At 37.8% G+C, this 26,386-nt stretch carries 24 protein-coding genes, 1 other RNA gene and 1 pseudogene; 17 read left to right on the forward strand and 9 right to left on the reverse strand.

Annotated features, from left to right (window positions below; translation table 11 throughout):
- Nucleotides 1-98: 98 nt before the first annotated feature.
- The 3 genes from C3V44_RS08285 (at nt 99) to C3V44_RS08295 (ending at nt 4,183) form a co-directional block, all read left to right on the forward strand.
- Complete coding sequence (locus tag C3V44_RS08285) at nt 99-881, forward strand: NUDIX domain-containing protein (protein WP_009410470.1); 783 nt, start codon at nt 99-101, stop codon at nt 879-881.
- Between the two features lie 870 nt (nt 882-1,751).
- On the forward strand, nt 1,752-1,943 hold the full coding sequence (locus C3V44_RS12345; protein ID WP_106096147.1) for a phosphinothricin acetyltransferase: 192 nt from the start codon (nt 1,752-1,754) through the stop codon (nt 1,941-1,943).
- A 74-nt stretch (nt 1,944-2,017) separates the two neighbouring features.
- Nucleotides 2,018-4,183, forward strand: coding sequence for a glycoside hydrolase family 65 protein (locus C3V44_RS08295; protein WP_106096148.1), 2,166 nt, complete (start codon nt 2,018-2,020; stop codon nt 4,181-4,183).
- Here C3V44_RS08295 and C3V44_RS08300 read toward each other — a convergent pair.
- Together C3V44_RS08300 and C3V44_RS08305 are read right to left on the reverse strand one after the other, a co-directional pair.
- Nucleotides 4,176-4,883 carry a WG repeat-containing protein gene (locus C3V44_RS08300; protein WP_002674413.1) on the reverse strand — a complete coding sequence of 236 codons (708 nt, stop codon included), beginning with the start codon at nt 4,881-4,883 and terminating at the stop codon, nt 4,176-4,178. The two genes, C3V44_RS08295 and C3V44_RS08300, sit on opposite strands and share 8 nt — an antisense overlap.
- Before the next feature lie 20 nt (nt 4,884-4,903).
- Nucleotides 4,904-5,695, reverse strand: coding sequence for a hypothetical protein (locus C3V44_RS08305; RefSeq protein ID WP_106096149.1), 792 nt, complete (start codon nt 5,693-5,695; stop codon nt 4,904-4,906).
- Between the two features lie 181 nt (nt 5,696-5,876).
- Here C3V44_RS08305 and C3V44_RS08310 point away from each other — a divergent pair, with 181 nt between their 5' ends.
- From C3V44_RS08310 to C3V44_RS08320, 3 genes are all read left to right on the forward strand, one after another.
- Nucleotides 5,877-6,230 (forward strand): hypothetical protein, encoded by a 354-nt coding sequence (locus tag C3V44_RS08310; RefSeq protein WP_106096150.1) that lies wholly within the window; start codon nt 5,877-5,879, stop codon nt 6,228-6,230.
- A gap of 94 nt (nt 6,231-6,324) precedes the next feature.
- Complete coding sequence (locus C3V44_RS08315) at nt 6,325-7,143, forward strand: class I SAM-dependent methyltransferase (RefSeq protein ID WP_106096151.1); 819 nt, start codon at nt 6,325-6,327, stop codon at nt 7,141-7,143.
- A 372-nt stretch (nt 7,144-7,515) separates the two neighbouring features.
- On the forward strand, nt 7,516-8,028 hold the full coding sequence (locus C3V44_RS08320) for an OmpH family outer membrane protein (protein ID WP_048747861.1): 513 nt from the start codon (nt 7,516-7,518) through the stop codon (nt 8,026-8,028).
- Between the two features lie 118 nt (nt 8,029-8,146).
- Here the strand turns inward: C3V44_RS08320 and C3V44_RS08325 are convergent, their stop codons facing one another.
- The 5 genes from C3V44_RS08325 to C3V44_RS08345 all read right to left on the reverse strand — a co-directional run bounded on the left by C3V44_RS08325 (nt 8,147) and on the right by C3V44_RS08345 (nt 13,110).
- Complete coding sequence (locus tag C3V44_RS08325; protein ID WP_016478315.1) at nt 8,147-8,812, reverse strand: LysE family translocator; 666 nt, start codon at nt 8,810-8,812, stop codon at nt 8,147-8,149.
- Nucleotides 8,813-8,971: 159 nt separating this feature from the next.
- On the reverse strand, nt 8,972-11,203 hold the full coding sequence (gene rnr / locus C3V44_RS08330; RefSeq protein ID WP_106096152.1) for a ribonuclease R: 2,232 nt from the start codon (nt 11,201-11,203) through the stop codon (nt 8,972-8,974).
- Nucleotides 11,204-11,732: 529 nt separating this feature from the next.
- The gene (rpsU, locus tag C3V44_RS08335) at nt 11,733-11,927 is read right to left on the reverse strand and encodes a 30S ribosomal protein S21 (protein WP_002674401.1); all 195 of its coding nucleotides are present in this window, start codon (nt 11,925-11,927) and stop codon (nt 11,733-11,735) included.
- Between the two features lie 101 nt (nt 11,928-12,028).
- Nucleotides 12,029-12,601 carry a TatD family hydrolase gene (locus C3V44_RS08340; RefSeq protein WP_106096153.1) on the reverse strand — a complete coding sequence of 191 codons (573 nt, stop codon included), beginning with the start codon at nt 12,599-12,601 and terminating at the stop codon, nt 12,029-12,031.
- A 29-nt stretch (nt 12,602-12,630) separates the two neighbouring features.
- Entirely contained in the window at nt 12,631-13,110 is a 480-nt protein-coding gene (locus C3V44_RS08345; RefSeq protein WP_106096154.1) for a CAP domain-containing protein, read from the reverse strand.
- A 160-nt stretch (nt 13,111-13,270) separates the two neighbouring features.
- Here C3V44_RS08345 and ffs point away from each other — a divergent pair.
- Nucleotides 13,271-13,369, forward strand: an RNA gene (ffs, locus tag C3V44_RS08350) — signal recognition particle sRNA small type.
- A gap of 27 nt (nt 13,370-13,396) precedes the next feature.
- On the opposite strand, the gene C3V44_RS08355 is transcribed toward ffs, so the two are convergent.
- Nucleotides 13,397-14,122: a molecular chaperone DjiA gene (locus C3V44_RS08355; RefSeq protein WP_106096155.1), complete on the reverse strand. Its 726-nt coding sequence runs from the start codon at nt 14,120-14,122 to the stop codon at nt 13,397-13,399.
- A gap of 543 nt (nt 14,123-14,665) precedes the next feature.
- Between C3V44_RS08355 and C3V44_RS08360 the strand changes: the two genes are divergently transcribed.
- Genes C3V44_RS08360 through C3V44_RS08370 form a run of 3 tightly spaced genes read left to right on the forward strand, consistent with a single transcriptional unit; the run spans nt 14,666 to nt 17,731 of the window.
- The gene (locus C3V44_RS08360; RefSeq protein WP_129588185.1) at nt 14,666-16,006 is read left to right on the forward strand and encodes a hypothetical protein; all 1,341 of its coding nucleotides are present in this window, start codon (nt 14,666-14,668) and stop codon (nt 16,004-16,006) included.
- A complete protein-coding gene (locus tag C3V44_RS08365) occupies nt 15,994-16,812 on the forward strand; it encodes a hypothetical protein (protein WP_106096157.1) in 819 nt (272 codons plus the stop codon). Before C3V44_RS08360 ends, C3V44_RS08365 begins: the two co-directional genes overlap by 13 nt.
- A 31-nt stretch (nt 16,813-16,843) precedes the next feature.
- Nucleotides 16,844-17,731, forward strand: a complete 888-nt coding sequence (locus C3V44_RS08370) for a hypothetical protein (protein ID WP_106096158.1) — start codon at nt 16,844-16,846, stop codon at nt 17,729-17,731.
- A gap of 147 nt (nt 17,732-17,878) precedes the next feature.
- Here the strand turns inward: C3V44_RS08370 and C3V44_RS08375 are convergent, their stop codons facing one another.
- The gene (locus C3V44_RS08375; protein WP_106096159.1) at nt 17,879-18,739 is read right to left on the reverse strand and encodes a hypothetical protein; all 861 of its coding nucleotides are present in this window, start codon (nt 18,737-18,739) and stop codon (nt 17,879-17,881) included.
- Nucleotides 18,740-19,372: 633 nt separating this feature from the next.
- Between C3V44_RS08375 and C3V44_RS08385 the strand changes: the two genes are divergently transcribed.
- The 7 genes and pseudogenes from C3V44_RS08385 to aspS all read left to right on the forward strand — a co-directional run bounded on the left by C3V44_RS08385 (nt 19,373) and on the right by aspS (nt 26,185).
- Nucleotides 19,373-20,662 (forward strand): peptidoglycan DD-metalloendopeptidase family protein, encoded by a 1,290-nt coding sequence (locus C3V44_RS08385; protein WP_106096160.1) that lies wholly within the window; start codon nt 19,373-19,375, stop codon nt 20,660-20,662.
- A 47-nt stretch (nt 20,663-20,709) separates the two neighbouring features.
- A complete protein-coding gene (locus tag C3V44_RS08390; protein ID WP_002674390.1) occupies nt 20,710-21,159 on the forward strand; it encodes a hypothetical protein in 450 nt (149 codons plus the stop codon).
- Between the two features lie 258 nt (nt 21,160-21,417).
- Complete coding sequence (gene pgi / locus C3V44_RS08395; protein ID WP_106096161.1) at nt 21,418-23,037, forward strand: glucose-6-phosphate isomerase; 1,620 nt, start codon at nt 21,418-21,420, stop codon at nt 23,035-23,037.
- A 73-nt stretch (nt 23,038-23,110) separates the two neighbouring features.
- Complete coding sequence (gene map / locus C3V44_RS08400) at nt 23,111-23,917, forward strand: type I methionyl aminopeptidase (protein ID WP_106096162.1); 807 nt, start codon at nt 23,111-23,113, stop codon at nt 23,915-23,917.
- A 4-nt stretch (nt 23,918-23,921) separates the two neighbouring features.
- On the forward strand, nt 23,922-24,128 hold the full coding sequence (locus tag C3V44_RS08405; RefSeq protein WP_106096163.1) for a cell division protein FtsH: 207 nt from the start codon (nt 23,922-23,924) through the stop codon (nt 24,126-24,128).
- A pseudogene (locus C3V44_RS12350) lies at nt 24,091-24,407 on the forward strand (type II toxin-antitoxin system RelE/ParE family toxin). Before C3V44_RS08405 ends, C3V44_RS12350 begins: the two are co-directional and overlap by 38 nt.
- Nucleotides 24,408-24,436: 29 nt before the next feature.
- A complete protein-coding gene (aspS, locus tag C3V44_RS08415) occupies nt 24,437-26,185 on the forward strand; it encodes an aspartate--tRNA ligase (protein WP_106096164.1) in 1,749 nt (582 codons plus the stop codon).
- Nucleotides 26,186-26,386: the final 201 nt, after the last annotated feature.

The following is a 26,386-nucleotide window of genomic DNA, read 5'->3' on the forward strand; positions in this document are numbered from 1 at the left end:
ACTTATCCAAATAACACAGCGCTTATTGGCTAATTGATAATTTGCTAATTAGTTAATTAGCAAATTATTTATACCTTTGTGCCCTAAAAAAACAAGTAATGGACAGAAAAGAACGCATTATCTTAAATGATATCCTCAACGGCGATAAGATTTTTTATAGAAATATAAGCGTAGACAACGTAATCTTTGGTTACCACGAAAGAGAACTGAAAGTGCTTTTATTCAAGAATGCTGCTCAAGAAAGATGGTTGTTACCTGGAGGTTATGTAAAGAAAGACGAGACGTTGGAAAAAGCAGCTCATAGAGTAGTGCGTTACCGTACAAACTTAAAAAAACTTCATTTACATCAGTTTTTTACTTTTGGGAATCCGGATAGGAACAAAAACACTCACTTTACTTCTGAACTTTTATCGACTATTACCGGACAAGAGGTGACGAAAGACCATTGGCTATTAGACAGCTTTATATCGGTAGCGTTCTTTACCTTGGTGGACTATTACCAAGTGAAACCTACAGGTAGTTTTTATATAGAAGAATGCCAATGGTGGGACATCAGTAACCTTCCTGAAATGGCTTTTGACCACCGAGAAATTATAGACCAAGCGCTGTTAAGCTTGCGTTTCTTTTCACACGTTAGCCCCATAGGAAAGGAGATGCTTCCTGAAAAGTTTACCATTCCAGAGCTGCAATCACTGTACGAAACAATTTTAGGAAAGAAGTTAGATAACCGGAATTTTGTAAAGAAAATGACTAATATAGGACTGATAGAAAAATTAGACGAGAAGAGAAATATAGGCAAACACCGTTCGCCTTTTTTGTATCGCTTTAACCAAGCGCGATACGATGCTTTAGCCAAAGGCGATGAGTTTATAGTGTTTTAAATTGATGTAAGAAAAGTGTAGCTTACGCTACAGAAAGTCTTTCAATTGACAATTGATAATTGATAATTGACAAATGTGATGCAAACGTAATTGTAAATTAGGTGTTATATATTTTGAATAGGCGTTAATTATGATGAGTTGGATGTAAGAAAAGTGTAGCTTACACTACAGAAATCTTACAATCTTTAGAAAATCAAACAAATAAACAGCAAAGCTGTTTTAAAAGTCGCGCACAAAGCCAGCGAGGGCTCACGGTTGGGTATGTGGGGGCAGATTAATTAGCAAATGAGAAAATTAGGAAATGAGTAGTGATAAAAATCGTTTTTTGATAGGTCAGACTTGTTGAACAAATCGGATAGATTAGAGAGAGCGGAAGGAAACGGAGAAATTCAAAAGAGGGGAAATAGGGTTTTTGATGAAAAAAGGGTGTGAGGAGGGTGGAGTTAGCTTATAGAGAGCTTATAGGAAGCTTATACGAATCTTGGACGATTGGTATAGAAAGGGTATATAAATAATTGACTCATAATATAATACAGCGATGTAAAAAATGGTAAAAACAGGGTTTCGAGGCGAAAGAAAGAGGAAGAGGTAATAGGCCTTAGGCCACAGGCACTAGGGGGAGTACGACGGAAAAGGGAAGGAATAATTAGGGAATTAGCAAATTAGAAAATTAGTAAATGGGAACGTGTGAGGTCTTAGGTCATAGGCAATAGGGGATAACATCCCCCTATTCACATACTCCGCTCTCGCGGACTTCCCTTCAAAGGGGGAGTGTAGTGACGGGAAAGCGAAAGAAATGACGAATGACGAGAGGCGAATGACGAAGGAAATGTGATGAAAATCTCTTGCTGGCTATCTTCAAAAGGGGGAATGTGGCGAGTCATTTATTCGGTAAGCCCCCGAACCCCCGAAGGGGGACTAGCTGGAAAAGGAGACAAACCTCCTCCTTTACACATACTGTGCTCCCGTGGGGTACATACCCAGCTGTCACTGGCTACCTCCAAAGGGGAATTAATGATGGAAAAGTGTAATGGTAATCATTATTGGGTAGGGTATTTATGAGCTAATTTTGCAAATTTGCTCGTTTGCTAATTATCTTCTACCTTTGCACTTTAAACTTGTGAAGACTAATAGCTATGAACACGTGGAACATCATCGTAGAGGGCTTTAATAAAGCTGAGGTTACCAAACACGAAAGTATTTTCAGCCTTGGAAATGGGGCTATGGGAATGCGCGCTAACTTTGAAGAGGACTATACGGGCGATACACTTCAAGGGAGTTACATCGGTGGGGTGTATTACCCCGATAAAACCCGAGTGGGTTGGTGGAAAAACGGCTACCCTGAGTACTTTGCCAAAGTGCTCAATGCGCCCAACTGGATAGGACTACACATCAAAATAGACGGGGAACTATTAGACTTAAACACTTGTTTGGAGGTGAAAAACTTCCGCCGACAACTGAATATGAAAGAGGGTTGGTACGAGCGAAGTTTTACGGCTACACTTCGTAACGGTGTGGAAATTGCTGTAAAAGTGGTGCGTTTGCTCTCGTTGCGTTATGATGAAATAGGAGCTTTACGTTATGAGATTAGTCCTCTTAATGCTGATACTTCCATAGAAATAGAAAGTTACTTAGACAGTGGTATTAAGAATAATGATGCTAACTGGGACGAGCATTTTTGGAATACTTTGGAAATTTCTTCGGAAAACAACTGCGCTACTATACTTGCTGAAACTAAAAAGACAGCCTTTAAAGTGCAAACCTTTATGGAAAATCATCTTTTTATAGAAGGAAAAGAACTGAATATCAGTGGAAAAGAAAATAGAAAGGAGAACTATATAGGGTTGTGTTACAACTTAGAGGTTAAGAAGAATGAAGTTTTTTGTATTGAGAAGTTTGGGGGGTATTTGAGAGATGAAATGGGAAACATCCCCCCTACCCCCCTTCAAAGGGGGAATGTAGCGATGGAAAGGGTGCGAGACGCACAGGTATTAACATTTGAGGGGTTATTGGAGATGCAAAAAGAAGATTGGGCGGCGATATGGGAAACATCGGATATTGTGATTGAAGGTGATGAGAAAGCACAACAAGGTATCCGGTTTAATATCTTTCAGCTCAACCAAACGTATCAGGGCAAGTATGCCCATTTGAACATAGGACCTAAGGGTTTTACGGGGGAAAAGTACGGTGGTAGTACCTATTGGGATACTGAGGCTTATTGCCTGCCTTTTTATATGGCTACCAAAGGCGCGGAAGTAGCTCGCAATCTGCTGTTGTACCGCTATAAACAGTTGCCACAAGCTATTGAAAACGCCCAGAAACTCGGTTTTACTGGCGGGGCTGCACTCTACCCTATGGTAACAATGAACGGTGAAGAGTGCCATAATGAATGGGAAATTACCTTTGAAGAAATACACCGCAACGGGGCGATTGCTTTTGCAATTTATAACTATACACGTTATACGGGCGATGAGTCGTACCTGAAAGAATATGGAATGGAAGTGCTTATTGCTATTGCACGTTTTTGGGCACAGAGGGTCAATTTTTCAGAAGAAAAGAAACAGTACGTAATCTTAGGGGTGACGGGACCTAATGAGTACGAAAACAATGTGAACAATAATTTCTATACGAACTATCTTGCCTCTTGGTGTTTGAGTTATGCAGCGACTATGGCACTGAAATACAAGAGCGAAAAGCAATGGGTGACTATTAAAGAATTGAAGGAGTGGAGTGATATTGTGGAACATATGTACTTGCCTTATAGCGAAAAGTATGATGTATACTTGCAACAAGACGGTTTTTTGGATAAAGACTTGAAGCCTGTAAGTGCCATTCCTACTGGGGAGCGCCCGCTCAACCAACATTGGTCGTGGGATAGGATATTGCGTTCGCCTTATATCAAACAGGCAGATACGTTACAGGGGTTTTATTTCTTTGAAGAGCGATTTACCAAAGAACAACTCCAAAAGCACTATGAGTTTTATGAACCTTTTACCGTACACGAGTCGTCACTCTCACCTTGTGTGCATAGTGTACTCGCCTCAGCCTTAGGGAAGACAGAAGAAGCCTACGCACTCTACCTGCGTACAGCTCGGCTTGATTTGGACGACTACAACAAGGAGGTACACGAAGGGTTACACATCACCTCGATGGCAGGCACGTGGCTCAGCATTGTAGAGGGCTTTGCTGGTATGCGTGTAAAGAACGGTGCACTAACGTTTACGCCTCGCTTGCCTAAACAATGGAAGCGTTTATCGTTTAAAGTGATATTTAGAGGAGAGGTAAAAGAAGTGATTATTTAAATGACAAAAGATTACCTTCTTTATCTATATTTACCTCTCTGCCTTTCTTTATGAGGATATAGTAATAATCTTCCCATTCCTCATTGCTTTTAGTATAGGGTTCAGCCTGTTCATATTCAAAAGGAATGATTGTATTACCGAGATTATCAATCATTCCCCATTTACCTTTATACTTCACCATTGCCTTTTTACTATCGTTGAAATCATCAGCGTCATCATATACAAAAGGCAATACTACTTTACCTTTAATATTTAAATAGCCATACTTATTACCTTGTTTAGCGCGAGCCAGACCACCGAAAAAGAGGTCTATTTCGTCATACCAAGGGGTGAGTGTTTCGTTATTAGTACTAAGAAGTTTTTTCTTATCATTGAGTTGTACAATAAAAACACCTTCGGAATACGAAATAAAATTATACTGAGCAGGAATGAGTTCTTCACCCGAAGGGCGTATCACCCCATATAAATTATTAATAGTAACATCATAAAAAGGTATTCCGGCAGAAGGGTAGATGTTGATATAATCATACTTCAAAGGTGCTACGACGGTACCTTCAGCATTTACGAGTCCGTATTTATTATCTTTTCTTACCATTGAAATTCCGTTTTGAGACGGATATACCTCATCGTATTTTCTGCGCCAATCGGTATTACAAGCCGTACAGAACAAAGCTAAAGTAATAATAAATAGTCTTTTCATAAGTATATGTATTTTTAATATTAGTATTTTATTTCTCTTTCTGTAAATCCTACGATATATCCGTTGACGAATACAATGCGAGTAACCCAATTACCTTGCTTATCAAAAGTATGTTCAAACTTCTGGTTATTTACGCCGGTAGGAATACCTTTTTTATCATATGTATAATGCATTACATCGGGTTTGGTGTTTCCCTCAGCAATACTGCGTTCCACTACCCTACCCTCACGGTCGTAACGCACTGAGATGCGCATCTCGGTAGGTGGATTTCCTTCGGTTACCATTTTGAGCAAAGTGCGCTGGTTATTTTTATCAAACTCCTGGAATACCTTCGCTTTGCTATCGGGTGTTACTAAGAGACCTTCGGTAGGGTTACCGTTGGCGTCCCACTTGTTAAAAGTATAGGTTTGTGTAGGCGAAGCACTACCCTCCATCATTGTACGATATGTTACTAAATGCCCTTGGTTATTATATTCATAGAGTCCTGTAGAACTCTGTATACCTCCGTGAGCCATTCTCAATATTTTTACTTGTAGAGGTTTTTGCTCAGCATTGTAAACATAGTCGTAACGCAAAGTAATACCACTGTATTTTTGTTCTAACTGCAAGGTGTTTCCTTCTTTATTAAATTCATAATAATTTTCGGTTGCAAGACGTTTTTGTTTAAGATTACCTTGAAAGACGTCATAAGTACGTTCGACAAGAGCTTTTACTTTACCATTGAGTTCTTTCTCCAAACGTGTAGCTGGAGTATTGACAATTTGTGCCATTCCGATAAAAGGAAATAACAACAGGATTAAAAACTTTTTCATACTGATATATTATTATTTTACGCCGACAAAGGTAATAAATATTTTTTAATAAAGCTACATATTCAATTCATAAATGTTCCACGTGGAACATTTATGAATTAGCAATTGAGAATTGATAATTAAGAACTCATTTGTTTATCTGCTATTTTCTCACTACTTTTGCCACATATTTTTTACTTATATGAATTGGTTTATAGTAAACAGATATTTAGTACCTAAGGGTTTTAGTGGTATTACCCTCTACCCTTTTATATTTACTAATGATTCAAAACTATTGAAAGATGCACAATTCATCAACCACGAACGCATACATTTAACTCAGCAACGAGAACTCTTGGTGATATTTTTCTATATATGGTATGCCGTGGATTTCATACTGAAATATATTAAGTATAAAGATAAGAAGAGAGCTTACCATAATATCATCTTTGAACGTGAAGCTTACGAGAATGATTACAATCTTGAATATTTGAAGAAGAGAAAACTGTTTGCTTTCTTACGAGGTAAAAGGTACCAAGTAAAAGACAAAAAGTAAGTATATAAGAAATGTTCCACGTGGAACATTATCAATTGATAATTCACAATTGATAATTGACAAGTAGTAACTAACGACTAAACACTAACAACTAATGACAATTAAAGATTACAGCGTATCACAAGAGGATTTTACCCTCGTATATGATTCAGTATTAAAACTTTACCGCACTACTCCCTTACCTAATGACCTTAAAAAATACTATGAGAGTGAGGATTATATTTCGCATACAGACAGTCGTAGAACACTATTTGATAAACTCTACCAATGGGTGAAAAGTTATAACTTAAAGCACAAAATAAAACTCATCAAACAATACAAAAAAGGAAATGTTCGTCTGCTTGATATAGGTGCAGGTACTGGCGACTTTGTGCGTAGTGGTAAAGAGTGTGCACATTGGGAGACTATGGGCATAGAGCCCAGCGAGAAAGCACGTACCAAAGCAAAAGAAAAAGGAGTTTTGTTACAAGCTGATTTTAGTAACCTCCTCCCCCACTCTTTTGATGTGATTACTATGTGGCACGTATTGGAACACGTACCCGATGTAACACAAGAAATACAGCTCATCAGTAACTTACTGAAAGAAGATGGCTTAGCTGTTATAGCTGTACCTAATTATCGTTCGTGGGACGCACAGCGCTACGGAGCCTACTGGGCAGCTTATGATGTGCCCCGACACTTATGGCATTTTTCTAAGGACAGTATCGAACAACTTTTTGCCAAAGAAGGTTTTGAGTTGCTTGCCACCCACCCTATGCTTTTTGATGCCTTCTATGTGAGTATGCTTTCCGAGCAATATAAAACAGGAAAGAAACATTTTCTTAAAGGTCTCATCAACGGAGTCCGTTCAAACTATTATGGTTGGAGGAAAAGAGAATACTCATCGCAGATTTATGTTTTAAGTAAGAAATAAGAGGTAAGAGTTAGGAATTGTCTATTTTTTTATATTTCTGAAGCTAAAAATAGTAAAAACTTAAAATAAGACGTTTTTACAAGACTTCTCAACTATTACCCTATACTTTATTACTTTTTAAAAAATAATACTTAAAACAAGCTGTAATAAAGTCAGTTTCGATAAAGTAGACTTATAGAAAAGTATTTCTGATATAGAATAAATTTATATAAGATAAAAGAAGGTAGTAAAATGTTTCACTTGAAACAAGGTGTAATGAATAGTGACGAAAGAGAGTATTTTCACTTTTTTAGTAACAAAATTAAAAAATATTTCTTTTACACGTAAAACTTTCTTACTTTTGCCACGTAATTCAAATTAAACATTATAAAAATGAAAAAACTCATCTTAACAGGCGTAGCACTGCTCGCCCTTACTGCTTGTACCGACAAGGTGGCGTTTGTAGATAACTCTAAACTTCTAAACGACTATCAAGAAAAAAAAGACATCGAGGCAAAACTAAAAGGACAAATTAGTGCCTACGAACGAAAACGCGACAGTATTTCAATGGCGTTCCAAACTGAAGCGCGTGCTTTCGACGCTCAGGCTAAAACTCTCCCTCAGAACGTAGCTCAGAAAAAATACAACGAACTGATGCAAAAAAGCCAAATATTGCAACAACATTTACAACAAGAGGAACAAAAAATACAAATGGAAAGCCAAACTCAAATGGATTCTTTACTCAGCAAAGTGAAGAAAAACATTAAAGAGTACGGAAAACAAAAAGGTTATACCTTTATTCTTGGTGCTAACGACGGCGGTAGTGTACTCTATGGAACTGAGAAAAAAGATATTACCAAAGAAGTTACTGAATACCTAAATAATCAATACAAAGGTAAGAAGTAATAAGGCCACAGGCATTAGACCATAGGCAATAGAAAATAGACTTTGTCAAGAGGTAAAGACCCGTGTGGCTTACAACTTTTGGCAAAGTTTTTTTATACACTACTTGTGCGAGTTGTACTTAATCAGTTAATTGTAATACGTTAGGAAAGAACGCTTGGAGTATTAAAAAAACTCCAAAGACTAACAATATAATGCTAATCGCACGTTTAATTTTGTAGATATGAAAAGCGGTAAGTCGGTTTTTAAGTTTCTTAGCAATGAGAATTTTAAAGATATCTATTGCAAAGTAAACTAAGATAATAGAAGTAAAAAACACCAATATTCTACTGGCATTCATATCGAGCTTAGGACCAAAAACAATAATAATTCCCAACCAAAAACCCAAAACGCCTATGTTGATGAAATTCAGTAGAAAACCTTTTATAAAGAGGGCTACATAGTTCACTTTTTCAGCTACTTGCAAATAGGCATTTTCTTTGTTATCTATTGTTTTCTTGAAGTCTTTTTTCAGTTTGATGAACGAGATGAGTCCGTAAGCTATCATTATGAGTCCGCCAGCGAAGAAGAGCTTAGGGTCGTCCTTAATTTCGCGTAGCAAACTGCTGGTAGTGAAATAGACAATGAGAATGAAAACAGTATCTGCCAGTACTACCCCTGAATTGAAAGCAATAGCTGCCCTAAATCCTTTAGTAATAGCTGTTTCCAGCAATACAAAGAACACAGGACCTATGGTAAAAGCTAACAACAAGCCCAAAGGTAATGCAAGCAATACATCCGCAAACATCTATTTCTACCTAAAATTTGATTAACTGCACAAAAGTACTAAAAAACTGTTGAATTACAAAAAATAAGGGAGAAGTTTTTAGTACCTCTCCCCTACTCTATTGGTTTTGTGATAATTATCAACTTCTAACTCTTAAACTGCTTATCGTGCTACGACTCACTATTCGCTTATTAGTTCAAAGTCTAATTGTTTTTTCATCAGGTCGGTGTTTTTCACGCGTATCATTACTTCATCGCCAAGCTGGTAGGTTTTACCAGTGGCTTGTCCTACCAAGGCGTATTGTTGTTCGTCGAAAGTGTAATAATCGTCTTTGATGTCGCGAGCGCGTACCAATCCTTCGCATTTGTTTATGGTAATTTCTACATAAATACCCCATTCGGTTACACCTGAAATCACCCCTGCAAACTGCTGGTTTTTATGCGCTTCCATATATTTCACCTGCATATATTTGATAGAATCACGCTCGGCTGAAGCTGCTAAACTTTCCATTTGTGACGAGTGTTTGCATTTGGTTTCATATTCGGCTTCGGGTTGTGAGGGGGCGTTATCTAAATAGAGTTGCAAAAGGCGGTGTACCATCACATCGGGATAACGGCGTATAGGCGAGGTGAAATGGGTATAATAATCGAATGCTAAACCGTAGTGTCCTATGTTTTTAGTAGTATAAGTAGCTTTTGCCATCGAACGTATTGCCAAGGTATCGACTAAGTTTTGTTCTTTTTTGCCCTTTACTTCTTCTAAGAGATTATTAAGTGAATCGGTAGTGGTTTGGCGGTTTTTCAAATCCAAACTATAGCCAAATCGGTTAATAACTGTATTAAACTGTTGTAGTTTCTCAGCATCGGGTTCATCGTGTACGCGGTATACGAAAGTTTTTTTCATTTTGGCTACATACTCGGCTACCTTTCTGTTAGCCAAAAGCATAAACTCTTCAATCAGTTTGTTAGCTTCCTTGCTTTCTTTGAAATATACCCCTGTAGGGTTGCCGTTCTCATCGAGGTCGAATTTTACTTCCACTTTATCAAAAGTAATAGCTCCTAAACGCATACGTTTGCCGCGCAATTTTTCGGCTAAGGTATTGAGCGTGAGGATAGCTTCTACTACCTCAGCAGGGACAGCTCTATCGGTATCGGTAATAGAAGTTTCGGCAGGAATGGTGTACCCCTCCCCTACTTTAGCTTGCTCTATTACTGATTGTGCTTCTTCGTAAGCAAACCTAAATGACGAGTGTGTTACAGTACGTCCTATCCAAATATCTACTACTTCGGCTTTCTTATTCATCTCAAAGACTGCCGAAAAGGTGTATTTATCTTCATCAGGACGAAGTGAACAAGCAAAGTTACAGAGTATTTCGGGCAACATTGGCACTACCCTATCTACCAAATACACAGAAGTAGCGCGGTTATATGCTTCCTCGTCTAATATAGTGCCTTCTTTCACGTAGTGTGATACATCGGCGATATGTACTCCTATCTCGTAATTGCCATTCTCCAAAAGTTTGAACGACAGTGCATCGTCAAAGTCTTTTGCATCAAGAGGGTCGATAGTGAAAGTAAGGTTTTCACGCATATCACGACGACGGGCAATCTCCTCATCAGTAATAGAAAGATCTAACTTTTTAGCAAAGGCTTCTACCTCTTCTGGATAGGTATAAGGCAGACCGTATTCGGCTAAGATAGAGTGCATTTCGGTAGTTTGTTCCCCTGGTTTACCGAGTATCTGTTCCACTACCCCCATAGGCGAATCGCTTTTGTCTTTCCAATCTTCAATGCGTACAATCACACGGTCGCCGTCCTGAGCGCCATTGAGTTCGTCTTTCAACACAAAGAAATCAGTATACATACGGGCATCAGTAGGGACGACAAAAGCAAAATTCTTGTGCATTTGCACAGTACCTACAAAGCGCACTTTGTTGCGTTCTAACACCTTACTAATTTCTCCTTCCATTTTATTGCGATTTCTAAAACGTGGAAATACATACACTTCCACCAAATCGCCGTGGAGGGCTTTGTTTAGAAAATTCTGCGCTACAAAAATGTCGTTGTCTAAACCATCGACTATTACATAACCATTACCGCGCGTACTCACATCAAGCGTACCTACATAATAGTGTTGCATAGGAATAGCTTGGTACTTTCCACGGTCGATTTCTACAATGCGTTTTTTCTCTTTCAGTTGTACGAGTTGTTTCACCAGCATATCACGACGTGGTGCATCAGTAATGTGGAGTTTGGCAGCGATTTGCTTGTAGTTAAAGCTCTCTTCGGGGTGTTCTTGTAACACCGAAAAAATCGCTTTGATAAGCTCTTGCTTGTTGCGTTTAGCTAAACTCTTATTCTTTTTAGGTTTCCCTGATTTGCCTTGCTTTTGAGTTTTATTTGTTTTTTTCATATTGCAAAAGTAAATATTTTTGAGTTATCAACAATTACCAAATTATAAATTGAAAAAGATTTCTTTCTAAAAAAGGAAGGGTTATTATTATGATGACGTTCATAAGAGGGATAAAATTAAGCTGAAAAACTTGTTTTTTTCAGTTTAAGAATATTATGATTAGTTATCAACAATAAAAAGTGATTTACGGTTTTTTAAATGAATATTTTAAGCAAAATTGTTGATAACTCTTTTTGATATTATGCACAACTTTTTGTTGAGAACTTTTCATTGGGCAGATTGTTCATAACTGACAAAAAGTAGTGGATATTTTATAAGAAATAAATTTGCTTTTTTCACCTTCATTTTTGTATACACAGAAAACATAAAAGAGCAAATATTTTAGTGTTTTTTCTTCCTCAAGTTATGCACAATTTAAGAATGGACAATGAACAATACCGATAAGGATAATGAACAACACTTAAATAAAAAAATAGGAACGAATATTATCCGTTCCTACTTAAAAAAAATTGAATATCTCCACAATGAACTATACTTCTTCTTGATCTTTCAAGTGCTGAATGTATTGTGCTTTTTGGATTTCGGCTCTTCTGCGTACAGAAGGTTTAGTGAAATGTTGTCTTTCACGTAGTTCACGTACTACACCTGTACGGTCGAATTTGCGTTTATAACGTTTTAAAGCTTTATCGATGCTTTCTCCGTCTTTTAAAGGAATTATTAACATAAAGATACACCCCCTTTCAATTTTCAAGGCGCAAAGATATGAAGTAATTAGCAAACGAGCAAATTTTTTAAGTAGAAAATTTTAGATTTAAGTTTTAGACCTTAGATAAGTCCGGCTTGTTCGACTTGTTTGATAACTAATGGTTGAATACTGTCATCACTTTCAAAAAACCGGTATTCAGAGGGAATTTTCTTAAAGACTTCTTGCAATTGATGAGAATAGAGTAGGGGAGTGCCAAAAGAAATGGCAATGTCGTGAGTGATGAGCTCTTGTGCTACTTTTAGGTTTTTTCTGAAGCCGTGTAATATCCATAACTGTTGTGAGCGGGTGCGCTTGCGGAGTTGTATTACCTCGGCATAAGCTTTCACACAGTGAATGATAAGTGGGAGCTTTAAACTTTCGGCTAATTCTATGTGTCTTAAAAAGATTTCTTGTTGTAAGGATAGGGCAGAGGTAATGTTCTTATCGAGGCCACATTCACCTATAGCCCAACAGTTGAAGTGCTGGGCTAAGGGTATAAGTGCATTCCACTGCGCCTCGAAATCGTTTAAAAACCAAGGGTGAATACCTACTGAGAAAGGTTCGCTGGTATCGGCGGTAAGTGGATACTGATTGCGAATCACCAAAGTATCGGAAGTTGAGTGCTGGGTATGCGAATGAACGTCGAGATACATTGTTTTAAGAGTTAGGAAGCAGTTAAAAATTAAGGAAGAGGAGCAGCGAAGAGTAGCGTCCAATACTTACCGCTACGAGCAGCACCAACTTCAGTAACTTGGGCATTCATAATATTAGCACAATGTCCTGGACTTTCGAGCCAACTTTTCATCACTTCTTCTTCATTTTGTTGTCCCATAGCTACATTTTCAGCAAACATAGTACATTTATAGCCTGCCTTGATAAGTCTTTCTTTAGGACCTTGTCCGTTTTTACTATAGTGAGTTAATTCGTTGCGTTTAAGCATATCGTCACTATGGGCTTTGGCTACTTTTTCTATTGTTTTATTTCTCTTTACAGGAGGTACGGGTTTATAATAATTACTACCACAATTGCAGCCTTTTTGTCGTTGCTGATTGATAAGGGTGAGCATCTTTTCAGAGTTCAAACCTGTGGTCTCACTATCTTGTGATTTACTACATTGTAGCGATAGGAGCGCTAAGAATAAAAAGAATAGTTTTTTCATTATTGATATTTAATATTTTTCTTTGTTCTTTAACTGTTTTAACTAGATTTTGAAAGGTTGTTATACAACACTTTTGGGGCAAAAGTAATAAAAATAGAGCTACTAAGCAAGAAAAAAAATAGAAAAAATTTGCTATGTAATAAAAAAGTTGTACTTTTGTCGCCGGCAAGTCCTACACGACCAGCTCCTGAAAAATCCTCCAGGGTGGGAACACAGCAAAGGTATTCGGTTGTAGCGGTGCGATGTAGGTAGCTTGCCACTTTTTTGTTTATAGGGGTAAGCTATTAGGTTAGTTCATTCCTCTTTGGCGTGCGATTTGTTCATAGGCTTGTTGTACTTGTTTGAACTTTTCTTCGGCGCCTTTTTTTATGGCTTCATCTTCAGTAATCACTCTATCGGGGTGATATTTTTTTGCCATATTTCTGTAAGCTTGTTTTACTTCGGCATCAGTAGCTTGGGGGCTTATACCTAAAATAGCATAAGCATTTTCATTGGGAGTTTGGGTATAGCTATTACTACCATAAGTGTTAGCAAACATTGCTTTGATGCTTATAAAATCACTTTTTTCTATCTGGAAGTAATAGGCTATTTGCTCTATTTGTTGTACTTCGTCTTGGCTTACTACTCCATCGGCTTGAGCAATACCAAAGAGAAAATAGAGGATTTGCAAGCGTGTTTCGTAGGTAGTACGAGCGCGTACGTACATTGCTACTCGGGGAGCTTCTATCTCGCGTCCTTTTATTAGTTCATTAAAACTGCGAAACACGGCATTGGCGCGTTCTTTACCATAAAGACGCACAAACTGCAAGCGCACGAAATCTAATTCGGCTTGGGTAACACGTCCGTTGGCTTTGATAACTAAGCTACAAAGTGAGAGGAGATTCAGCTCGAATGTAGCGGGTGATATGTTTTGCTGAAATGGGTTGCGAAAGGGCTGCTCGGTGGGTAGCTGTTGGGTGAGTTGTCTAAAAAGCCAAAAGAAAAAAAGAAATATAAGAATAGAGAATAAGCTCATACGATATAAATTTGGTGCAAAGGTAAGGATAATTAGCAAATTAGAAAAATTAGAAAATGGGAAGGTGGAAGCAGACAATGACGAGTGACGAGCAACGAATAACGAAAGCCCCCGAACCTCCGAAGAGGGACAACCCTTAAAAAGAATTTAATAATATTTATCAATATGAAAATCAAGGCTTATTCGGTACGAGATTGTAGCACGACAAGTAAGAAAAATTAGAAAATGAGAGAATTAGCAAATTTAAATTAAGTAAAAGATAAAAGTTAAAAAGTAAAAATAGGGCTGATAATCAAGCCTTATTCGAAGCTAAGACGGTGCGAGCCACACGGGCGGGGAAATTAGCAAATTAAAAGATGTGAGAATTAGAAAATGAGCAAATTAGGAGTGAGGTGCTTGGAAGAATTTATAAGATTAAGAAAGACTTATAGTAGAGCAAAAAACCTAAGTTAATATATTTAACAAATGTTTAACACTAAATATTTGTTTGTTTAAAATTGTTTATTTTCCTTTGCACTATTAAAAATGATTCTAAAAAATATTATGAAACAGCTTTTTAAAAATGTGGCAACTATTTTAATAGTAGGAGCTCTTATCACTGTAGAGGGGTGTAAAAAAGATGAAAATACTCCTGAGAACAATAATACGGAAATTATTAGCAATATCCGTAATAGCTATGTGCCTTTAGAAAAAAGAGAGGTTGATTCTATTTTAAAAACTGATTATGGTATAAATAATCTTGAAAAAGTAGGTATTGAACTTATTAAAAAAGATCCTCTTATTTTTACAAAAGTAATAAACAAAGATACTCTTTCAAAGGATTTTAAGTTTCTCATTCTTATTAAGAAAAAGAATAACCAGATTATTACTTTTGCTAAAAAGCAAGATAATAAGTCAATACATAGTAGTTGGAGATTTTTAGACGAAGGTATTCCACGAAATTTTCCCCCTCCTGTTTACGGAGGTCGTTATATTTGTGGACATTCTGTGGGAGATCCTAATTGTATTCACTCTGTACAAGAATTAGGAGAGGTTGTTGTGACAGGAAGAATAGTAGACCATTATAAAGAAGTTATTCCTATAATAGCAATGTACCCTAATTTTGATTGTTTAATGAAAGAATTAGATATTATGTATGCTATGGATTGGGACGGCGGAGATGGTTACATATTCTATGATACTGGAGATTTTTCTTTATGTCAGGAAGTATATTATCCTCCTAATAATAGTGGTGGAGGCAATAATAGTGAAGGTAAACAGGAGGATAATATTATAGATAGACTTAATAACCCCTGTGCAAAAGCTCTTTTAGCACAAGCTCCTAATTTAAATAACGATATTGCTAGAATTCTTAGACAGACTTTTGGAACAAATAATAAATATAATCTTACTTTTCTTGAAGACAATGCTCTAAGAGGAACTTCTGTTGATGCATATTGTAGACCAACTAGCGTAAGTGATAAAGATGCAGAAATAAATATATTCTTAAATCCTGATATTCTTAATTCTGCTACTAAAGAATATGTTTTAGTAACCATATATCACGAGGCAATACACGCTTTTTTAAGTTGTGAAAGAGAGCGTCTAAGAGAAAAATTTCAAGAACGATATCCTAATATACGTTATCGTACAGCTATGGGATTTGGAAATGGAGTTGCTTATGATAAATTTGAATTTATAGACGACAAGCATTTAAATTTTGCTCCGTTTATAGATAGTTTAGTTGATGCCATACATTCTTTTAATCCTAATATACCTCTTAACACAGCTAAGGCAATGGCGAAAACAGGAATTATAAAGAATGTGTTTGATTGGGAGGTTAAACTTAATCAAAATGAAAGAGAAGGTAATAATGATAGAAAAGGAACCAAATGTACTCCATAGTTAAAACAATCATTTTTTTACTCTTTCCTATTATAGGTTGGGGTCAAATAGAATATAAGTATGTAATTGTTGATAGCTTAACTCAAAAGTTTAACTTTAATAAGTATACTATCAACACGATGCCTTATGGTTATCATCAAGGAATTGACATATACAATGTGTGGATTAATCCTAATGAGTTTTTACTGTTATCAGTCTTTCCAGAAACAGAAAGTGGCAATAAATGGGAAAAAATAAGTTTGGAAGCTTTTCATTCAAAAGCCCTTAGTACTCGACAATTGCTTAGAGAAGTTGATAATCCTAAGAATAATTATAAACTTTTTTACCCTTATTATATGATAAAGAAGGAAGGGAACTCTTTTTATAGAAGTAAGACCTATTGTTCTATAGAAAAATTTAGAATTGTTAACTATCCTGCTATTTTTCATATATCAGAGGGGAATATAATAAACTTAGGACAATCGTTTACTTCATACAATGAACTCAAAACGGCTTACTTAAAACTATTTCCTAACAGAGAGTTCCCTTTAGAGTCTTTTGGTGGAGTGCGTTATGCAGTTCCTAAAGAGTTAGAAAGTATTTACCTTTCTCATATTGAAGAAAGAAAAGGCAATAAAATATATCGTTTTTGGAGCTTTACTGACAATACAGGGGTTTCTCGTTTTGCTTTTATAGAAGGCAAAGGTATTGTAGGAGGTTCTTATGATGATTATTTTATTCCTCGTGATAAGTATGTAGGGAAACAAATTCTTAATACACTTAGTAAGAAAGAGATTATGTGGGCAGAGGAGCTTAAAAAAGAATAGGCTGAAAAGGAGAAGAATAAAAGATAAGCGTATGAAAAACTTACTTTACTTACTATTATTTTGTTCTTGGGCTTCTATAGCCCAAGAACAAAAATATATATTGCTTGATAGTCTTACCGCTAAATATAAGGTAAAACAGTATACGCTCGATACTTCTCCTTATGGGGTTAAAAATACTATTGAGGTATATAATGTTTTTCTCAACCGCTATGATAAACAGTATATAATCCTTCTTTCAGTACTTCCAGATCTTGAAAGCAAGAGCAATTGGCAAGAAATAGATTTTAAAAAGGTTCAGAATAATTTATTTTCTACTAAGAAGCTTTTTGAGGAATTGGAAAACAAAGTACTTGGCTATGACATAATTAGTGAAAAGGAAATCAAACCTATACCTAATAACCTGAAGTTAGTAAAAAAAGTAAAAAATACATATTATGTAAGTAAAGAGTGTATGGCAGAATCTTTTTATTGTATAGATATTCCTGAGCAAATGATTATTGCTACAGGAAACTATATTATCAATACCCACCAACCTATAGTGCCTATTACTTTATTAAAAGAAGTGTATCAAAAAAAGGTAAATACCAAATTTCCTCTTGATTGGAATGAGTATCCTCCTATAGAAATTCCTAAACATCAGGAACATATTTATTTAGCTAATATTGAAGAAAAAGAAGGTAATACTATCTATTATTTTTATCAATTTGCAAATGTTTTTAATAGAGGTATCTATCAGTTTGCTTATATCAAAAACAAAGGAATTGTAGCTGGTACTTATGATGATTACTTTTTCCCAAAAGGAAAAGTATATTATAGAGGGGGAGACTGGCTAAAAGTAAGACGTCCTTATAAAGAAGAGTTACTTTGGGCTGAAGAACTCAAAAAAGAATGGGCTGAAAAAGAAAAGTCTAAAAAATAAGGCTTATAAAAATTTACTTTACTTATACTTATTATTTTATTATTCTGTTCTTGTGCTGTAATGGCACAAGAACAAAAATATATACACTTCTCATATTGAAGAAAGAAAAGGCAATAGTTTTTTACTATTGCCTTTTTTATGGAGTTTCTAATAATATGTGATTTCTCTTTCTACGATATATACTAATTTGTCTTCCAAAAAACATTTCTTCTCTATCCAATTACCTTTTTCATCGTATTGATAAGAAAAGGTATAGTTTATTTTCTTTGCTTTATTATGGGTCTTCTTTTCGAAGATTAAGAGCATTTCAGTAGGAAAAAGCTCTTTTTTATAGGTATACACTGTTTCGAGGCTTTTATTCTTTTCGTTGGATTTGGTTATTTGGTAGGTAACGAATCCGTTTTTATTATACTTTGTCTTCTTGGTGTATTTTACTGATTTATCGGGATTGTAGACTTTGGTTTCGAGTTGGTTATTCCTCTTGTCGTACTTATATGAAGAGTAGTTTTTGATACTTTCATCGGTGTTGTAATAAGTAGCATAGGTAGGGTAACTACGTTTGTTTGTATCACTTGAAAGTACTAAATATTCCTTACCTGTTTTAGGGAAGTAGACAGTTTTCTGCATTTTTTTCTCTTTATCGTCATAAGTAAGGGTGTACTCACGCAATAGAGTATCGGTTTCGTCGTATACTTTTAAGTTTGTTTCTCGGTTATTATCGTCGTAAGTTACTTCTGTTTTAAGGTTGAACACATTTCGGTCGGCAAACATAATTTGTTGGACAACATATCCTTGCTCATTGGCTAAGAGAAACAGATTTTCATCGTAATAGAATTTCTTTACAGCTGTTTTTTGAATGCGGTGTTTTTTGTTTTCTTTTACTTGATAAGGGATAACGCGCACGGATTTTACGTTTCCTTTTAAAAAGAGTTCTTTGAGCAAAAATATGTTCTGCCCAAAGGTATTAGTAGCTGTTAGTAGGGCAATGAGAGTATAAATATATTTCATAATAATTTGTTTTATGGGGGCAAAGATAGGAGGTAATTAGCAAATGAGCAAATTTGGAAAATTAGAAAATTTGGAAATGAGAAAATGAAGAAGAGTCTGGTTAGGAGCTTTCGGGGGACTCGGGAAAGTGAGCCACACAGATAGTTTTTAAGAGAAATAGGGATAAGGATTTTCAAAAAGAAAAATTTACTATTGTATAGGTAGCTTGGACGAACCTTAAACGAATCTTGAACGAATGTTGGACGATAGATGGCACTTTTTTGGGAGGAGGCATTTTGTGAAATTGAGTTTTGGTGGAAAAATGTACTACTTATATGGCTTGTAGGGTAGAAAAATGTACTGAGTAGGGGAGGGGGCGTTTGGGTATGGCTAGGATTTAAGAAAAAGATAAGGTGAAGGGTAGCGGTAAAAGTGTTGAAAAAGAGGACATAGAAGCAGTTTGCAAGAGTTGAGGTATACAGCTTAATACATTAATTATGAATAAATTAAAGGAGGTATATGCAGTTTTTTTAGTTTTTTTATTTGCGTAGTTCATTTTTTATTTGCACCTTTGTAAGATTTTTTGATACACTTGCGCCCTAAATGGCTTGGTGTTTGTGAACTAAAAAATGTAAAAACAGAAACAGAAAACTTATGATGAAGAAAGTCCTTTATTTTTCATTTTTTGCACTTCAGCTTTCGGTATTCACGGCTTGTAATGATACCTCTAATGCTGAGAAGGCAACCGCTTCGGCTACTGTTGAGGCACCTAAACCTCCGGTGTATGAATTTGGTTTTAACCTGAACGATTACACGATAGTGAAAGATACGATTAAGCAGGGTGATACCTTTGGTAAACTATTAGAAGAGAACAATATAGGAGCGGTGGATATTCATAATATCACCCAAAAAACCAAAGGAGAGTTTAACCCTAAGAATATACGTACGGGTAAGGTTTACGCTTTTTTGTACGATAAAAAAGACCCCTCGAAACCCCATAGTTTTATCTATCAGCCGAACGTTACAGATTACGTAGTGGTGCGTCTTGGAGACTCGGTTCACGCTTACAAAGCGCAACGCAAAGTAACGATTGTGGAAAAAGCATTGGCAGGAAATATCAACAGTAATCTTACAGTTGATGCGCTTGCGGCGGGTATCAGTGCGAATGCTACCTACCAAATGGGACAGATTTTTGATTACACCATCGACTTTTTCCGCTTGCAAAAGGGAGATAATTTTAAGATTATTTATGAGGAACGTTATGTGGACGACACTATTTTTGCGGGAGTTGAGAAAGTGAAAGCGGCTTATTTTGAGTGGCAAGGGAAACCTTATTACGCTTTTAACTTCACTACCGATTCGGCAAAAGGCACAAATGGCTATTACGACGAAAAGGGGAATATGATGAAGCGAATGTTTTTGAAATCGCCTTTGGATATCTTCCGCATTACGTCTAAATTTGGAATGCGTTTTCACCCTGTGCTTCACCGTATGAAGGGACATTTTGGTACCGACTATGCAGCACCTACAGGTACGCCTATACGGGTGACGGCAGCAGGAACGGTGATTGAGGCGGGCTATAGTTCGGGTAATGGTAACTACGTGAAGGTGCGCCACAACAATATGTATACAACACAGTACTTGCATATGTCGAGAATATTGGCACGCAGAGGACAACACGTATCGCAAGGACAGGTGATTGGACTTGTGGGAAGTACCGGCTTGGCAACAGGTCCTCACGTGTGCTATCGTTTCTGGAAGAATGGAAGACAAGTAGACCCACTCAGAGAGAAGTTACCTGAATCGGTGCCTATTGATGCGCGACTTAAAGCTAAATATTTGAAGGAGATTGCGCCACTAAAAGAACAGCTTGATGCGCTAAAAGCGACCCCTATTGAAATGGAAGAGGAGGTAACGAATGTACAAAAGCAAACGGTGTCGTAACAATGGTTAATGATTAGTGATTAATGGTTAATTGAGCAGAAATACAAATGAAAAAGTTTATTTTTTATCTATTGGCTCTTGTGGGCTTTACCGCCTCAGCACAAGTATATGAATTTAAGGTAGTAACCGCTATTGAATCGGTAGTACCTTCGGGAGCAGGACGTTCGCGACTTATCTCAGCTAATGAAACACGCAATTATAAAGAATTTACCACTACGCGCTCGGAAGAAGGAGACGAACGCAACAAAAGCGACCGTGATGAGATTCGCGTAAAGGGCTTTGATGAGACCAAACTCCTCAATTTCTTTAATCTCGGGGGGATTCGTTTTCAGAACATCGCTGCCAACGATGCTCTTATCACTTCTAAGTTGAACACAATGAGTGAAGAAGGCTGGGAACTTGCTTTTGTTACCAGTGGAGTAGAGAGCAATGCAGGAAGCAATGATTCTACTGGTATTTTTATCACCCGTTTTGTGTTTAAAAGACTGAAAAAGTAAGTTTCATTAAGTAATTTGTCAATTAGCAAATTAGCTAAAGGTGAGGCGTCATTATCTTGTAGTTTTGCACCCTGAAAAGACAGATATTAGTTGCTATTACATAGATTATAATTAAACAAATAGAGAATTCAACTGATTATTAAGATAATTAACTTTGCCAAAGTTTCAAATTTTGGCAAAGTGAAAGGTGCAAAATTTACAGACTAATTTGTGATTGACTATAAAAAGAATAACAACATTAAACATATATAAATAAAAATGTTAAAAAATAGTAATCCAACACAAACCAATGCGTGGAAAGCATTGCAAAAACATTTTGCGGAAGTAAAAGACCGCCATATGCTTTCTCTATTTGAGAAAGACTCCGCTCGCGGTGAGAAATTCGCCATCAAATGGCACGACTTCTATGTAGATTATTCTAAAAACCGCATAGACGAAGAAACTCTTAAACTCCTTGTGCAACTCGCCGAGGAATGTGGTTTAAAGGACGCTATTGGCAAATACTTCGGTGGCGACCTTATCAACAACACCGAAAAACGCGCTGTATTGCACACCGCCCTTCGCGCGCCCGAAAACAGCGTAATAAACGTAGATGGCAAGAATGTAATGCCCGAAGTAGCGACTGTAAAACACAAAATCAAACAGTTCAGTGAAGAGGTCATCAGTGGCAAACGCAAAGGTTATAGCGGCAAAGCCTTTACCGATGTGGTGAATATTGGTATTGGTGGGTCTGACCTAGGTCCGGCAATGGTAACTGAAGCTCTTAAATTCTATAAGAATCACCTCAACGTACATTTCATTAGCAATGTAGATGGCGACCACGTGCTCGAAACTATCAAGCACCTTAACCCCGAAACTACCTTGATAGTGATTGTTTCTAAAACTTTTACAACACTCGAAACCCTTTCCAATGCGCTTACTGTAAAAGAATGGTTTCTCAAATCGGGTAGTGAAAAAGATATCGCTAAACACTTTGTAGCAGTGTCTACTAACTTGCAAGAAATCGACAAATTCGGTATAGACCCTGAGAACGTATTCCCTATGTGGGACTGGGTAGGCGGACGCTTCTCGTTGTGGAGTGCCGTAGGCTTGAGCATTGCCCTATCAGTAGGTTATGACAATTTTGATAAGTTGCTCAAAGGGGCTCACGCTATGGACGAGCATTTCCGCACAGCTCCGTTTGACAAGAACATTCCGGTAGTCTTGGCATTGCTCAGCGTGTGGTATAACAACTTCTACGGAGCCGAAAGTCAGGCTATCATTCCTTATACTCAATATTTGCACCGCTTGGCTGCGTACCTACAACAAGGTATAATGGAAAGTAACGGTAAACAAACCGACCGTGATGGCAACCCTGTAAGTTATCAAACTGGGGTAATTATCTGGGGTGAACCAGGAACCAACTCTCAACACGCGTTCTTCCAGCTCATTCACCAAGGTACTAAATTGATACCTACTGATTTCATTGGCTTTAAACACTCATTGCACGGCAATACCGACCACCACAACAAGCTAATGGCTAACTTCTTTGCACAAACCGAGGCTCTTTTAAAAGGTAAAACCGAAGCCGAAGTACGCAAAGAAATGGGTGACAAGGTAAACGAAGCCTTAGTACCTTTCAAAGTGTTTACAGGAAACCGCCCTACAACCTCTATCCTCATTGATAAACTCACCCCTGAAAGTTTGGGTAGCCTTATCGCAATGTATGAGCATAAGATTTTTGTAGAAGGTGTGATTTGGAACATCTATAGTTACGACCAATGGGGTGTAGAGCTCGGCAAACAGTTGGCAAGCAAAATCCTTAAAGACATCGCCGCTACCGAACTCTCTGCTCACGACAGTTCCACAACCAATTTATTAAAACAATTCAAAAAATAGAAATCTAATTACGAATGACGAGTTACGAATGACAAAACTTTCGTAATTCGTCTTTCGTAATTCGTTATTACAAATGATTCACATTAGAACAGCCGAAGAAATAGAACTACTACACCAAGCAGCCCAAGTAGTATCACGTACTTTGGGAATAATGGCAAAAGAAGTAAAACCAGGGGTAACCACCCTATATTTAGATAAAATCGCCGAAGAGTACATCCGCAGTCAAGGGGCTATCCCAGGATTTTTAGGTTTGTATGGCTTTCCTAATACCCTATGTATGAGTCCTAATGCGCAAGTAGTACACGGTATTCCTAACGACCGTCCACTACAAGAAGGCGACATCATCTCAATAGACTGTGGGGCACTGAAAAACGGTTACTATGGCGACCACGCTTATACTTTTGAGGTAGGCGAAGTAGCCCCCGAAGTAAAAGAACTATTGCGCGTAACGAAAGAATCGCTGTATATAGGTATCCGTCAGTTTCGTGCGGGCAACCGCGTAGGCGATGTGGGACACGCTATACAACAGCACTGTGAAGCACACGGCTATGGAGTAGTGCGCGAACTCGTTGGGCACGGCGTAGGACGCAAAATGCACGAAGACCCCGAAATGCCCAACTACGGCAAACGCGGTAATGGTAAAAAATTCAAAGACGGAATGGTCGTGGCTATAGAGCCTATGATTAATATGGGCACCAAGAGCATACGCCAACTCAAAGACGGTTGGACAATCCTCACTGCCGACGGCAAGCCTTCTGCCCACTTTGAACACGATGTAGCCCTCATCGATGGCAAACCTAAATTGCTCTCCACCTTCAAGTACATATACGAAGTCTTAGGCATTGAAAGCAATGAGGAGGACGAGTTTTTGCTCAATTAGATGAATGAATACCTTTATTTCCAATATCTCTGACAATTCTGAATCTTACGTAAAGGTTTCAGAAGCTGAACTACGCTCTATAGATGAAGGTTTAGAAGAGGCAAAAAAAGGTGTCTTTATTTCTCATAATGAAGTAATGAAAGGATTACGAGAACTCATAGAGAATTGGAAAAATGGAAGATCTAACGATTATTTGGTTGCCAAAAGCTAAAATTCAATTGTATGATATTTCGCTGTATTGGTTAGAAAAGGCTCAATCAGAAAGTTATATTCTAAAATTAGAAGCTGAAATAGCTAAAATTTGTGAAATGCTTGAGTATAATCCAAGAATAGGAACAATAGTAGATAATAGAAAGGAGTAAGAAGAGTAATTGTACTTCGTAATTTTTCAATTTTTTACCAAATTATAGAACAAAAACAAGTGATTGAAATTATATCTTTTTGGGATAACAGAAATAATCCTGAGAAGTTAAATCTCAATAGAATATAACTCAAAAACTTATAACTAACGACAAATAAATGTACAGAACGCATACTTGTGGAGAGCTACGACTCTCACACGAAAAACAACAAGTAACCCTTAGCGGATGGGTACAACGCGTCCGCAACAAGGGATTTATGATTTGGGTAGACCTACGCGACCGCTATGGTATCACCCAGCTTATATTCGATGAAGAACGCACTGACAAAGCAGTCTTCGAGCAAGCTAAAACCCTCTCTCGTGAGGACGTGATTCAAATTCAAGGTACTGTGATCAAACGCGAGGCAGCCAACACAAATATTCCTACCGGAGAAGTGGAAATCCTCGTTACAGCGCTCACCTTGCTCAACCATTCCGAACTCCCTCCTTTTACTATTGAAGATAATACCGATGGCGGTGAAGACCTCCGTATGAAGTACCGCTATCTCGATATACGCCGTACCCCTGTACGCGATAACCTTATTTTCCGCCACAAAGTGGGGATAATGGTGCGCAACTATCTATCCGAACAAGGCTTTATAGAGGTAGAAACCCCTGTACTTATCAAATCAACACCAGAAGGCGCACGCGACTTTGTAGTGCCCAGCCGTATGAACCCAGGTGAGTTCTACGCACTTCCTCAATCCCCACAAACCTTTAAGCAGTTGCTAATGGTAGGCGGATTAGACAAGTACTTCCAAATTGTAAAATGTTTCCGTGATGAAGACCTCCGCGCCGACCGTCAGCCGGAGTTTACACAAATAGACTGCGAGATGTCGTTTGTAGAACAAGAGGACATTATCCAGACCTTTGAAGGTTTGGCAAAACACCTCCTCAAAGAACTTAAAGGCTTAGACTTCGGGGCTTTCCCTCGTATGACTTATACCGAGGCGATGAAAACTTACGGCAACGACAAACCCGATATCCGTTTCGGTATGAAATTCGGCGAACTCAACGACCTCGCGCAACACCGCGATTTCAAGGTGTTCAACGAAGCCGAATTGGTAGTAGGTATTGCCGTACCTGGTGCTAACAGCTACACTCGCAAAGAGATTGACGCTTTGGTAGAATGGGTAAAACGTCCGCAAGTAGGCGCTTCCGGAATGGTGTATGTGAAGTGCAATGAAGATGGTAGCTTCAAATCATCAGTAGATAAATTTTATAACGAGGATGACCTCAAGGCGTGGGCAGAGCGCACTGGTGCCAAAGCAGGCGACCTTATCTGTATCCTTTCAGGCAAGGCAAACAAAGTACGTGGGCAACTCAGCGCCCTCCGTATGGAACTCGCCGAGCGTCTCGGCTTGCGCAAACCCGATGAATATGCCCCACTTTGGGTCGTAGATTTCCCTCTTTTGGAGTGGAGCGAAGAGGAAGAACGTTTCTTTGCAATGCACCACCCTTTCACCTCGCCTAAACCTGAGGATATTCCGTTACTTGATACCGACCCAGGTGCTGTACGTGCCAATGCTTATGACCTCGTGCTCAACGGTAATGAAGTAGGCGGAGGTTCTATACGTATTTTCAACCAAGAGTTACAAGCCAAGATGTTCCAGCTATTAGGCTTTGCCCCTGAGCAGGCACAAGCACAATTTGGCTTCTTGATGAACGCCTTCCGATACGGCGCTCCTCCTCACGGAGGTTTGGCTTTTGGCTTCGACCGATTAGTAGCACTGCTCGGCGGACAAGAAACCATACGCGACTTTATCGCTTTCCCTAAAAATAACAGCGGTCGCGATGTGATGATTGATGCCCCTTCGCCTATTGATGAGGCGCAATTGAAAGAACTAAGCATTCAATTAGTAAATTAACGTGAGTTTGACGTAAAAAAATATAGCTTACGCTACAGAAATCTTACAAATCTTTGAAAAATCAGACAAATAAACAGCTTTGCTGTTTTAAATGTCTCGCACAGATTTCACGGATTTCACAGATTTAACACAGATGATTCTTTTGTAAAACATCATTGTTCCACGGATTGCTCAGCTTTAGCTGAGGAATTTCACGGAACA

The organism is Capnocytophaga sp. oral taxon 864 (assembly GCF_002998835.1).
Lineage (GTDB): Bacteria > Bacteroidota > Bacteroidia > Flavobacteriales > Flavobacteriaceae > Capnocytophaga > Capnocytophaga ochracea.